Annotated in this window: 12 protein-coding genes; 8 read left to right on the plus strand and 4 right to left on the minus strand. The window is 55.1% G+C overall.

Features of this window, described 5'->3' with window-relative positions; translation table 11 throughout:
- Positions 1-5: 5 nt before the first annotated feature.
- The gene (locus tag PSR63_RS05115) at positions 6-1,259 is read right to left on the minus strand and encodes a hypothetical protein (protein ID WP_274331311.1); all 1,254 of its coding nucleotides are present in this window, start codon (positions 1,257-1,259) and stop codon (positions 6-8) included.
- Positions 1,260-1,451: 192 nt separating this feature from the next.
- On the opposite strand from PSR63_RS05115, the gene PSR63_RS05120 reads away from it, so the two are divergent.
- On the plus strand, positions 1,452-2,237 hold the full coding sequence (locus PSR63_RS05120) for a hypothetical protein (protein WP_274331313.1): 786 nt from the start codon (positions 1,452-1,454) through the stop codon (positions 2,235-2,237).
- Between the two features lie 47 nt (positions 2,238-2,284).
- Here the strand turns inward: PSR63_RS05120 and PSR63_RS05125 are convergent, their stop codons facing one another.
- Entirely contained in the window at positions 2,285-3,718 is a 1,434-nt protein-coding gene (locus PSR63_RS05125; RefSeq protein ID WP_274331314.1) for a sulfatase, read from the minus strand.
- Positions 3,719-3,816: 98 nt separating this feature from the next.
- Positions 3,817-4,686, minus strand: coding sequence for an SDR family oxidoreductase (locus tag PSR63_RS05130; protein ID WP_274331316.1), 870 nt, complete (start codon positions 4,684-4,686; stop codon positions 3,817-3,819).
- Between the two features lie 287 nt (positions 4,687-4,973).
- Between PSR63_RS05130 and PSR63_RS05135 the strand changes: the two genes are divergently transcribed.
- The 7 genes from PSR63_RS05135 (at position 4,974) to PSR63_RS05165 (ending at position 11,110) form a co-directional block, all read left to right on the plus strand.
- Positions 4,974-6,041 (plus strand): S1C family serine protease, encoded by a 1,068-nt coding sequence (locus PSR63_RS05135; protein WP_274331318.1) that lies wholly within the window; start codon positions 4,974-4,976, stop codon positions 6,039-6,041.
- Between the two features lie 125 nt (positions 6,042-6,166).
- Positions 6,167-7,345, plus strand: a complete 1,179-nt coding sequence (locus tag PSR63_RS05140; RefSeq protein ID WP_274331321.1) for a trypsin-like peptidase domain-containing protein — start codon at positions 6,167-6,169, stop codon at positions 7,343-7,345.
- Positions 7,346-7,472: 127 nt separating this feature from the next.
- A complete protein-coding gene (locus PSR63_RS05145; protein ID WP_274331323.1) occupies positions 7,473-7,751 on the plus strand; it encodes a DUF4404 family protein in 279 nt (92 codons plus the stop codon).
- A gap of 205 nt (positions 7,752-7,956) precedes the next feature.
- A complete protein-coding gene (locus PSR63_RS05150; protein WP_274331325.1) occupies positions 7,957-8,421 on the plus strand; it encodes a hypothetical protein in 465 nt (154 codons plus the stop codon).
- A gap of 138 nt (positions 8,422-8,559) precedes the next feature.
- A complete protein-coding gene (locus PSR63_RS05155; protein WP_274331326.1) occupies positions 8,560-9,483 on the plus strand; it encodes a DUF1559 domain-containing protein in 924 nt (307 codons plus the stop codon).
- Positions 9,484-9,755: 272 nt separating this feature from the next.
- Positions 9,756-10,160 (plus strand): hypothetical protein, encoded by a 405-nt coding sequence (locus tag PSR63_RS05160; protein WP_274331327.1) that lies wholly within the window; start codon positions 9,756-9,758, stop codon positions 10,158-10,160.
- Between the two features lie 77 nt (positions 10,161-10,237).
- Positions 10,238-11,110, plus strand: coding sequence for a DUF1559 domain-containing protein (locus tag PSR63_RS05165; RefSeq protein WP_274331328.1), 873 nt, complete (start codon positions 10,238-10,240; stop codon positions 11,108-11,110).
- Positions 11,111-11,139: 29 nt separating this feature from the next.
- Here the strand turns inward: PSR63_RS05165 and PSR63_RS05170 are convergent, their stop codons facing one another.
- Positions 11,140-11,772 (minus strand): hypothetical protein, encoded by a 633-nt coding sequence (locus tag PSR63_RS05170; protein WP_274331329.1) that lies wholly within the window; start codon positions 11,770-11,772, stop codon positions 11,140-11,142.
- Between the last annotated feature and the right edge of the window lie 136 nt (positions 11,773-11,908).

Consider the following 11,908-nt stretch of genomic DNA (forward strand, 5'->3'; position numbering starts at 1 on the left):
AGTCCCTATTTGCGATCCCGGTTTTGCATTTCATACATGAACTCGACCCAGGCACGCTTCGTTTTGATATTCACGAAGATGAGGAGGATAACAGCGCCAAAGACGACCAGGCCAATCACTGCCAGGATGGCGAGATCGATCGAGGCTGCTCTCGGTGGACCGAGCTCTCGCGAACTTGTGTTGTGGTCAAGAACCGTATCGGAAGAATGCATACTCGCCAAGCGGTTTGATTCCTCCTGAGATTGTGCAATATCCAACTGTGGGTTGTCGTAATACTTCTCGCTGAACTTCTCGTCGACGCGGTCGCCGTTGGCAATCCACTTCGCTTCGTCCGCGGCGATCTGTGCGGCTAACGTATCGGCCTGGGCCAGTTCGTCTTTCAGGGCCGCTTCGACCGCGTTGATCGTCTTACCTGGTGCGGGATGCTTTTGACTGGCAACCGCATTGGCGGCTTTCAAACGGAAGTCCTCTTGGGTAGCTGGATCGTCCACCTCGTACGAGGCCCGCAGGTAGGCCCGGGCGGCCAGCAAGTTGGCTGGCTGCGAAGCGGAAAGCAAGTCGCCGACGGCTTCCATCAAGATGGGCGAATCGTGATGGCCAAACCGCACCATGCCCAGCACGCCTTTGAGGGCTCTGGCGTATTCGGCATCGACGCCATCCTTCGCATCGTCGCCCCGTTTTTCCTTCACATAGGCGGCAAAGCCAGCAACGCGTGGCTTATGGTCGCCCCAGTCAACTTCTTCTTGATCTGGGTTTAGCGGCAGTTTGGCCCCGACGGCACGTCGCTCGATGACATACTGCACCAACAACTGCTGATAAATCTCGCGGCCGAAGTGGGCCTCTGGATTGATCTCGATCGCGCGTTGAATGTGCACCAGGCCTTCGTCGAAATTGCCCGAATGAATCAGGAACGTGCCGAGATTGGCCTCCGACTCATAGAGGTTTTCGTCAGGCCAGCGCCCCATCTTTTCGCGAATCGTTTCGATCGCCTTTTCGTGCTCGCCCAATTTGTCGTAGGCAACGGCGATGTCGTTGTAGTCCTCGGGAGTTCGCTGATCGACCGACTTGGTGGTGCGATCGCCGATGCGCCACTGGTAATAGGCATCGCTATGTCGCACAAAGTGCCCTGCGATCAGCTCGTGAACTTCGGGATACTGCTGCCGCTCCATCTCGAGCGTGTCTTCATCCCACAAGCAGGCGAAACAGGCACACGGAAAGGCCAACGCCAACAGAACGAACCATGTCCAACGAGCACGCATAACGCACCTTCTGGCTTGAAGAGAGTTGATGAGCTCAACCTACCAAATGATGGCAAGAAGGTCGAAGGAAAAGCGAATAGGAAAACACCAGCTTCTTATAACTTCGTTGGATTGGCATGAGTCTTGGCATACATTAGGCTTAGTCGCACGAATCGATGACTAACATTTATACTTGCTTATAGAAAATGATCTGTGACTGAAGTAGTACACGATTCAACGGCACCTGCCAATCCCTTTCAGTCACCCGTGAATCTCGAGACGCCCTCGGAAAGCGATCCCAACTCTCCTAGCCCCCGAACGTTTTGGATTTGCCTGATCTTGGGCAGTGTCGTCAACTTGGCGGCGTCGATACCAACTTATACGAACACGAACTATACGGTCCTTACCAGATTGTCGTGGTTGATCCCCGACCTATGCTTCGGCCTGGCCTATGGTATGGCGTTGGCGTTGTTAACACACGCCGCGCGTTTTCGACAGTGGGCGACTCTTATGCCGGGGCATTGGCGATTGATCGCGTTTCTTTCGACTTGGTTTATCTATGCCGGGTCCTTTGCAGCGCCGTTGGCCGCACTGGCCGTCTATCTTGCTTTCGCTCTGATCACCAAAGAACGTCTTGTCTGGAGAGTGTACGCTTGGCTGTGCGTGCTCATTTACGCGTTGGAACTATCGCAGACGATCTTCGTGAACCTAATTTCGGGTGAGATTTTTGCAGCTAATACGGAAATGGGTGGTGATCCACCCGACATAGGCGACTCGCCCATGCTCATTGCATTCATGGTGATTGCGTTCTTCGTGATGATCTTCAATCTGGCGACGCTCGTCGCGCTTATCGCTGGCGTCGCTACCGATATCCAATCGAAAATCCGCCGTGATGCCTATCACTACTTGGGGCTGATCCTCGTACTAGTCCTGCCCATGTCTCAGTGGATCTGGCAAATAGTCGTCGGCGGAGGGCTAGATACGCTTTACCTTCAGTGATTCAGGAGACCGCCTCACCAGGTATTCTTCTACGAACTAAGCGTCCCTTAGTCGTCCAAGTCATTCGTCCGCAAATCCGCCAGCTTCGTTACCAGTTTCGCCTGAAACTCCTTCACCACATCCTGATACTTCGGATCGCCAGCCAGATTCGTGTACTGCTTGGGATCTTTCTCCATATCGAACAGCTCGACGCCGCCGGTGCCGTCTTCCTTGTATTGGATGAACGCCCAGCGATCGGTACGCAGGAGGAAGCCTTTTTGCATGGGCGAGACGTTCAAGATCTCGTCGTGCACGCTGGCCTTCGGATCGTTGAGCATCGGCGTGATGTCTTTCCCTTGTAGCCGCTCCGGGACTTCCAGGCCGCACAGCGCGGCGGTGGTGGGATAGAGGTCCAATAGCTGCGTTAGCGAGTCGCACACGGCAGGCTTCTGCCCTGGCACTTTGATGATCAGCGGAACGCTGGCTGACTCTTCGTGCAGGCTCACCTTTGCCCAGAAGTCGTGCTGACCGAGGTGAAAGCCATGATCGCTGGTGAAGATAACAATCGTATTGTCGGCCTCGCCGCTGGCTTCCAGGGCATCCAACACCTTGCCAACCTGGGCGTCGAGAAACGCGACCGCGCCGTAGTACCCACCAACCGCTTTCTTCTGACGGCGGATATCCATCTTCATGTTCTTGCTGGTCTTGTAGTTGATGCCCATGCGCGGAATGTCATCCCAGTCGCCGGGGACTTTCTCAGGCAGTTCGCGATTAGCGTACGGCTTGTAAGGCTCGACATACTTACGCGGCGCGACAAACGGAACGTGCGGGCGAACAAACCCCACGGCCAGAAAGAACGGCTTGTCAGCCTTCGCGTGTTGCTCAATGAGCTCGACCGCTTTCGCGGCGGTCTTCCCGTCGCTGTGAACTTCATCGTCCCCGTCTGCTTCGACTACGACAAACGTATTGCCGCCTACCACAGGCTTCTTGCCATCGGGATTGCCTTCGAGCGTTTCGCCATCGCCGGGCGCTTTCCATTCCGGGCCGGGGCTGTTGAAACGTTCGACCCAGCAGATCGGATCGTCGGCGCCGTCTCCGCCACTTTCGATCCCGCCTGGGACGCCCATGTGAAAGATCTTGCTCACGCGAGCCGTGTAGTAACCGTTGTTACGAAAGTGCTGCGGCCACATGGCCCGGTCACCGATCTGCGGACGAGGACTCACGTAACCCATCACACCGGTCGCATGCGGGTAATAGCCAGAAAGAAACGACGCACGACTCGGACCGCAGTAGGTCGCATTGCAGTAGGCGTGGGTGAATCGTGTTCCTTGGGCAGCCAAACGATCGATGTTGGGCGTCTTGCTGACATCATTCCCGTAGCACGAAAGCGCCGTCGGTGTGAGGTCGTCCGAAATGATGAACAACACGTTCAGCGGCTTGTCGGCAGCTTGGCTCAGGGAAGAGAGAAAAAGGACGATCAGCAGCGCAGTCGTGCGAGTCATCGGCAGGCGTTCCTTGGCAGGGAGGTCATACGTTCTGGGCAGGCAGATTTCATTCTAGCCGCTGTGCGCGAAATTGCACGAACAACTTTGGCAGCTACCTAGGAACCCAGAATCGCCGCCAGACCTTCTCGGTAGCTCGGGTGCTTCGGCTGAAAGCCCAACTCAGTGACCAATCGCTGGTTGCTCATCTTCCGGTCGGAGCCTGCCCTCTTGGCGGCTGGGGAATCGGGGTCTGGTTCTTCGAAGGTTGGTTCCGGGGCACCCAGCAGCCGGGCTACCTCTTTGTAGTAGTCGCGGCGGTCGACTGGCGTGCCGTCGCTGACAATATATAGAGGAGAAAAACTCTCGGCATCGGCGGCCAGGCGAATGGCTTGGACGGCGTCGTCGACGTGGATCAAGTTCAACGCACCGCCGCCAGGGGCTGGAATTGGCCGTCCGGCCTGGATGTCAGCGGAGCGAGGGATGCGCTTGGGACCATAGATCCCGGCCATCCGCAGAATGACACTTCGGCTGGACCAGACGGAATGGTCGCGCAAGTACTGTTCGGCTTTCAGAAACGCTTTTCCGCCAGGGCGAGCCGGATCGCAGGGGGTATCCTCGTCGACCGTTTGACCATCGGCGTCGCCGTAAACGCCGGTCGTGCTGACAAAGACCAGCCTCCGGGTCGACTCTGGCAGGTGATCGAGGACGTTTTTCAGACCTTCGGCATACACATCCTCGCGGGAAGCCCCACTGTCGGCGTCATACCCAACGGCGAACACGACCGTGTCCGCATCTGGCAAACTGCGCAAAGTATCCGTGTTGGTTACGTCGGCGATTTGCGGGTGGTAACCCTGCTGTTCAAACTGTCGGGCTCGTTCCTGGGACCTTGTTGTAGGGAAAACCGAATCGCCGGCTGCATGAAAAGCTTCGGCCAATGGGATTCCGACATAGCCACATCCAATGATCATTCGCGAGCGTGATTCCAACGGTTTTCCTTCCTAAAATAGCCAAACGAAACAAACGCTAAACTCTGACGGGATTGGCGTTTCTGACAATTCTAACAATTCCAAAGCGAGACTACCAAAGTCCTTCGGGGTTGACTAACATGGTGGTAGGAATGCGGTGACAGCAACGCCTACGCAGGTTGGCCCCGCCTGCGGTGCTAGTGACCAAGAACGTGACAAACTCTTGATCGTATTCCTAGAATAAAACCGAACCCCGATACGACCCCTACGTATTTGAGGTTGTCAGTTGAAATTCTAAAGGGCACATCATGAAACAACGGATCCTCCCCTCCTCTTATCTTTCCGGTAGCGTGGCAGCATCCTTCCGAAAATTTCTGATCGTATGCGGTTTGATCTTGTGTTTGCCCCTACTGTCCAATGCACAGGATAAGGCCAACCCGCAGATTCAACGCACGGCACACTTCGCCGAGATTCTTACCGGAGACGCTCCGGATAACGTGGCCGACCTGCGTTCGATGGAACAGCAGATTCAACAGGTCAGTAAGAAAGCTCTCGCCGCAACCGTCGGTGTGATTGTCGGGCCCGCGCAAGGTTCTGGCGTGATCGTTAGCGAAGACGGACTGATCCTCACCGCTGGCCACGTGATTGGTGCCCCCAATCGCGATGTGACCATCATTTTGAACGACGGCACGCGGGTGAAGGGTGTGACGCTGGGTATGGACCGCAGCATCGACTCGGGTGCGATTCAGATCACCACGCCTGGCAAGTACGACTACTTACCGATTCGCAAGTCGAGTGGACTTCGCGAAGGAGAATGGGTTTTGGTGATGGGACATGCTGGCGGGATCGTGAAAGATCGCCTGCCGGCTTTGCGACTGGGCCGCGTGTTGGCTTCCAGCCGTGACGTGATTGCTACGGACGCTACCTTGGTGGGCGGCGACAGTGGTGGTCCTTTGTTAGACATTCAAGGCAACGTGATTGGGATCAACAGCCGAATCGGCAACCGGATCACGGCCAACTTACACGTTCCTTCCACACGCTACCTCGAAGACATCGACCGCCTGAAGAAGTCGGAAGTCTGGGGACGGCTGGGCGGAACGCAACCATATTTAGGTGTACGTTGTGAATCTGACCGACAGGAAGTCGTTGTCACACGCGTCACCCCAGGTTCCCCGGCAGCAAAAGCGGGAATCGAAGAAGGGGACGAAATCTTGCGACTTAACAATCGCAATATCGGAACCTTCGATGACTTGAAACTGATGGTAAATCAGTATTCTCCGGGCGATCGCATTAAGGTACGGATACGGCGCAGCTCGGGCAGCGTAATTACTCTTGAAGTTGAACTTGCAGATCGTCGCGAGTTGGACCGGAACTAGAGTAACCCTGGGAAGAGACAGGCTACCAGCCACTTTACCTTGCCTGGTGTATCACTAGCGCAGGCGCACCTTGTGTGTTTGCCTGCAAACCGTACCAGCTTTCGACGAAACAACGGAGTGACCACATGCCCCGGTTTCGTTTGAATTCATTGCTGTCCCTTTTGATCATGGCTCCTTTGTCGTTGGCGATGCTTGCCCCGACACCGGTCATCGGTCAAGTCTTTGAAAGTGACGGCATCGCGATGCGTTTCATGAAACGCGTCCATCAGCGCAGCAGTAGCGAAGTCCTGGGTGCGTTCAACTCGGTCGTACGCAACACGCGTCGTGCGACGGTTGAACTCAAGCGTGGCGGCGAACGCGTTGCCATGGGAGGCATCGTCGACCCCAACGGCTTGATCGTCACCAAGGCCAGCTTGGTCAATACGTATAACAATGACGCTCCCCTGGTCGTGGAACTGGCCAATGGCGATCAGTACCTGACCAGCGAAGTCGCTGCAATCGACAAAGAAAACGACCTGGCACTGGTTCGTATTGATGGCAAGAACCTGCCGGTAATGGAGATCGCCAAAACCAGTAAGTTGTCGCTGGGCAGTTTGCTGGCCACGGCCGGTCTGGATGAAGAGCCGGTCGCGATCGGCGTGTATGGTCTCGATCCACACAAAGTCGACATGAAGAACGCCATGCTCGGCGTGATGCTTTCCCGTGAACCAGGCCCAGCGACCGTGGACATGGTGGTCGAAAAGAGTGCCGCGGCAAACGCCGGCATTTTGGCTCAGGACATTATCGTTTCGCTCAATGATCTGGCGATCGATTCAGGCAACCATTTGATCGAAACCGTTCGCACCTTCGAGCCAGGTGATTCGCTCCGCGTGAAGCTCAAGCGGGCCGATAAAGAGGTCCTGCTAAGCGTCATTCTGGGCGAATGGGTTGCTGGTCCGAACCAGGCCCGTCATGAGTTCCAGAATCACCTCGGAGGCGAGCTGAGCACGCGTCGTAGCGGCTTCCCTTCGGTCTTCCAGCACGACAGCTATCTGCAGCCGGAGCAATGCGGCGGACCGATTGTCAACTTGGACGGACAGGTCGTCGGATTGAATATCGCTCGCGCGGGCCGCGTGGCCACCTATGCGATTCCAGGAGCCGAGTTGTCGCAGTCGATTGCCAAGATGCTTTCGGCGGCGGGAGCGACCAAGAATCAGGACATCGTGCAGTCACGCCTGAGTGCCAAGCCAGTGATCTCTGAAAATGGCGAATCTGCCCTGGCTCCTGGCGAGACCCGCTGGATTCCACGCGAGACGTCGAAGTAGAATAGAGTTCGTCGCAAGACGTATAACTCGGACTACTATCGAATTTTTCAGTTTTCAACAGAGGCAATCTCCCCTGGATTGCCTCTGGCTGAACATGGAAAACTGAGCATCGAAGAATCAGGCTATCATGCAAGACAAACTGGCCGAACTGCGGGAGACCTTGGTCGAACTGCAGCGAGAACTACGCGAAGTTGACCAGCTGGACGCCGATACCAAATCACGTCTGGAAGGGGTCATGGAATCGATTAACGATGCACTGCATCGCGAAGACACCGAGGCCCTGACCCATCCTTCGCTGCGAGAAACGATCAACGAAGGAAACTCGCAGCTGGAAGATAGCAGCTATCCTTCTCTGACGCGTATCCTGAGTAATCTGGCTGATATCCTGGGCAATAGTGGACTGTAAGTTGCTTCAATTCGCTTTGGCAATTCGGGGCGAAGCGAAGGGCGTGCGTCATCGCCGCGTTGCTGTGAGTAAAATTTCGGTATTTTAGAAATATTACCGAGTCCCAAGCACGAACAGTGGGTTAGATACTTCCGTTCGACAGATTATCGGAACGTCTGCGAACGCATTGTTCTTATTTATTCCCTATGCTTTGGACCTTCTAAGTATGCCCTCTCCCTCTGATTTTTGTTCGTTTCGCGGTACGCGCGTATCGCTTCCGATGGCCATGTTCGGCCTGCTGATGTTCATTCCCCTGGTCGGCTGCCAGTCCTCGGTGGACACCGATGGACGCCAGGCCGTTACCGGTGAAATCTCCTTGAATGGAGCCCCGATTCAATCGGGTTCAATCCGCTTCGAGCCGGTTGGCGGCCAGACGGCCAGTGGCTCGACGATCACCGAAGGCAAATACACGATTCCTGCCGAAAAGGGACTGAAGCCGGGCAAATACCGTGTGTTTATCAATGCGACCGCACCGGATGCCGAACAACGTTCGGCGGAAGACCTAATGAACAACCCCGGCCCTCCGAAGAAAGAATTGATCCCGGCCAAGTACAACACCAAGAGCGACGTGACCGTGGAAGTCACTGAGGCCGGCCCCAATCAATTCGACTTCCCGATCGAAGGCAAATAACCTTCGTCCTAAAGAAGGCAGACCTCAATCGCAACAAGCGAAGGACCTGCCTTTCTGCAAACTGGCACGCGGCCGGAATCCGGTGATCTGCGTGCAGTCGATACTTTTTATTTCACTTCATTCCCTAGGAACATTGCAATGCGCACTCAATCTTGGATCTCGCGCCGAGGTTTTACCTTGGTCGAACTGTTGGTGGTGATCGCCATTATCGGCGTTCTCATCGCCCTGCTCTTACCGGCTGTTCAACAAGCCCGTGAAGCAGCTCGCCGAATCGAATGCAGCGGCAACCTCAAGCAGTTGGGGCTGGCCATGCACAACTATCATGACGTGAACAACTCGCTGCCGATCGGCTACATCGGCGACACGACCGGCGACGGTTGGGTCAAAGGAATTCTGCCGTATATCGAACAGAACGCGATGTACGAACAGTGGACCGAAAGCCAGAACTACAACACCGGCACGAATCAGTCCAACGTCTGCCAAAAGCGAATCGACCTGATGAGTTGCCCCAGCGATACCGAATCGCAGTGGTACAACAGCATTCCGCAGTACAACTACGCGGTGAACCTGGGTAATACCTCGTCGACGCGAGTTTCGCCTCTGAACGGCGTGACCTTCGCTTCCGGTCCTTTCCACAACGAGAACAACGCTGGCGGTACCTGCAAGACGTACGGCTTTCGGGACATCGTTGACGGAACGAGCAACACGTTGATGCTGATGGAAGTTCGCCAAGGGCTGGAAGCCACCGACCTCCGTGGTCTGACATGGTGGGGTCCTGGCTCAGGCGTCACGGCCCACTACGGTCCGAATACGACTTCGCCGGATGCACTCAATAGTGGCTTCTGCAAAAACAATCCCCAGCGTGGCATGCCTTGCCAAGGTTATACGGGAATCTCCGATGCTTCGAATCCGCTGATCTTCTCCTCGCGTAGCCAACACCCTGGTGGTGTTCAGGTTTCGCTGTCGGATGGATCGACTCGCTTCATCCCTGAAACCGTCGACATCGCTACCTGGCGGGCTCTGGGAACGATGAACCAGGGCGAAGTCGTTACCCTTCCGTAACACGCATCCATTCAAACTGATCGTTCCGTAGTAAAGCCACCTGCCAAAACGCAGGTGGCTTTTTTTGCGCCGTTTTATTTCTGCATGTAAGTTGTTGCTGGCGTTTATGTTTTGACAAACTTATTGATTCTTCTAACAAAATGACAATAAAGCGGCGTCATAAGATCTCTCACCGCGCTGAAACCCTGCAACATCTCATCCCAACATGATCTTCGTCGCTTTCCCCTAAGAGCGTCGATTGCCTTATCCATCGTCTAGCGCGGAAGTTCTTTATGTTCATTCGTTTTGTGGGGCAGTGCGCGCTGCTCAGTTTATTGATTTCGATCGTGGGTTGCTCGGGGAATTCCGGCATTCAGCAGGTCTCCGGAATTGTTACGCTCGATGGGCAACCTTGCCCTGGGCTATTCGTTCTATTCACACCGCTGGAAGGCGAGTCACGCACTTCCTCCCGCGGACAAACCGATCAAGAGGGAAAGTTCACGCTGCGTTACACGTCGCAGATCCAAGGTGCCCAAGTCGGAAAACACCTGGTGCAAATCTCACCGAATCCTGAGCCCGAGCCAGGGATTCCGAAGGTCAAGATTCCGCCGCGATACAACCGCTCGTCGACGCTGAATGCTGTTGTCCAAGAAGGCAGCAAAAACGAATTTCAATTCGATTTGACCAGCGGCAAATAGTTCACACATTGATTTCGCGATAAATCTTTCGCCGTAATTCTATCTATCATCTGATTCGTATTTTCCAGGAGGTTTCGATGAATCGACAACGCGGCTTTACCTTAGTCGAACTGTTAGTGGTGATTGCCATTATCGGAGTTTTGATCGCCCTTTTGCTGCCGGCCGTGCAACAGGCGAGAGAAGCGGCCCGTCGCAGTCAGTGCAGCAACAACCTGAAACAGATTGGCCTGGCGCTGCACAACTATCACGACACGTTTGGCTCGTTTCCATCGGCATGGATTCAAGTAGGCAGTAGTCGATATCACGGTTGGGGCGCGCTGATCCTTCCGTTCATGGAACAAGGTAACATCCATGAGAACCTTGCCCCCGACTTTGGCAACTCGCGTTCCGCCAATACCGAAGACAAGGCCGGAGCCATCATCAGCGGGTATCTTTGTCCCTCGTCTTCGCTGACCGAACGTAGCGATGCCGGGCACGGCCGGTCGAACTATCAATGCAGCAAGGGAGGTGCCTACCAGAACAACGACAAAGGGGGCATGTTCTGGGATAATAGCGACGTCAGCTTTCGTGACGTGACTGACGGCACAAGCCATACGATCATGGTGGGCGAAAACGAAGGACACTCCAATCCAGGCGATGCCGGCCTCCCCGTTTGGGCCCAACCTAACAAGAACAATCTCGCCGGTCGCCAGTCGCTGCATTCGTACGGCAATCGCTACGAGCACATCATCAATGCCTACTTAGATGCAGGCCAATGCACCGGCAAGTGTGACGCCGGTTTCTCGAGCCGACATCCGGGCGGAGCCCAGTTTGTGTTTGCAGATGCCAGCGTGCACTTCCTTCCAGAGACGATCGAGATTGGCACTCGTGATTGGGATGATTCGCCAGATGGGACCTGGATTCAGCTACTCATCCGCAATGATGGCCAAGTAATCGATTCTGATTACTAAAAAACCACGGCGCGACACTTCGCATCGAGCTACATGCTAAACGGATTGCCTGAGTCAGGTCGTGGCTCAGGCTCCTTTGGCTGATCGACCAGGCAATAGGTGTGGTAAAGCACCGCGTAGGCACAACTGAGCCAGATGATCGCCGGGATCACACCGACGATACACAGCAACATGCCGCCGATAAAAATCAGAACCGACATCGCCATCAACGCGAGCAGTGTCCCTTCGCGGCCTTCGGTCATATGCCAGCTTTCCTTCATCGCTTCGATCATTCCCATCTTTCGATCGACGATAAGGTACTCGACAAACGCGAGCTTTATCAGCAGATAGAGCCCAGGCACGATTAACAGCAGCAGACCGACCAAGATAAGGATGGCCTTCAAAAGGCCTGCTCCGATGGCATTCAAATAATTGCGAGAGAACGCGCCGAAGATATCGCTCAATGTGAATGGCTCGTACCGGGCTGCTTTCAGGAAGACCCAAGAGAGCCCCATCGAAAGCGGCGTGGCCACGATGATGTCATATGCCTGCGAGAATACCCACAAGCCTATCGCCGTTTCGTCATCAGTTGGCGTGACGATGTTCTCGAGGTTGTCTGCTGGAATGCGGATCAACCCACAAACCAACGAGTACCCCAGAAACGCCCAGAACCAACGGGACATCAACTCCCACCCCATCCTCAGTGCATCCATGCAACTGGCATCACACACCAACCCAGTGCGCGTGCTTGGTATTACCGGGGCTTCGGTAATTTCCGAATGAGGTGATGCGAAGGGGTTTTCGGGCTGAGGGTCACTC

The organism is Bremerella sp. P1 (genome assembly GCF_028748185.1).
Taxonomy (GTDB): domain Bacteria; phylum Planctomycetota; class Planctomycetia; order Pirellulales; family Pirellulaceae; genus Bremerella.

Coding starts and splice junctions, on each gene's coding strand:
- PSR63_RS05135 (WP_274331318.1), top strand. CDS start 4,974: ATGAAACAACGGATCCTCCCCTCCTCTTATCTTTCCGGTAGCGTGGCA.
- PSR63_RS05125 (WP_274331314.1), bottom strand. CDS start 3,718: ATGACTCGCACGACTGCGCTGCTGATCGTCCTTTTTCTCTCTTCCCTG.
- PSR63_RS05170 (WP_274331329.1), bottom strand. CDS start 11,772: ATGTCCCGTTGGTTCTGGGCGTTTCTGGGGTACTCGTTGGTTTGTGGG.
- PSR63_RS05140 (WP_274331321.1), top strand. CDS start 6,167: ATGCCCCGGTTTCGTTTGAATTCATTGCTGTCCCTTTTGATCATGGCT.
- PSR63_RS05115 (WP_274331311.1), bottom strand. CDS start 1,259: ATGCGTGCTCGTTGGACATGGTTCGTTCTGTTGGCGTTGGCCTTTCCG.
- PSR63_RS05165 (WP_274331328.1), top strand. CDS start 10,238: ATGAATCGACAACGCGGCTTTACCTTAGTCGAACTGTTAGTGGTGATT.
- PSR63_RS05150 (WP_274331325.1), top strand. CDS start 7,957: ATGCCCTCTCCCTCTGATTTTTGTTCGTTTCGCGGTACGCGCGTATCG.
- PSR63_RS05145 (WP_274331323.1), top strand. CDS start 7,473: ATGCAAGACAAACTGGCCGAACTGCGGGAGACCTTGGTCGAACTGCAG.
- PSR63_RS05160 (WP_274331327.1), top strand. CDS start 9,756: ATGTTCATTCGTTTTGTGGGGCAGTGCGCGCTGCTCAGTTTATTGATT.
- PSR63_RS05155 (WP_274331326.1), top strand. CDS start 8,560: ATGCGCACTCAATCTTGGATCTCGCGCCGAGGTTTTACCTTGGTCGAA.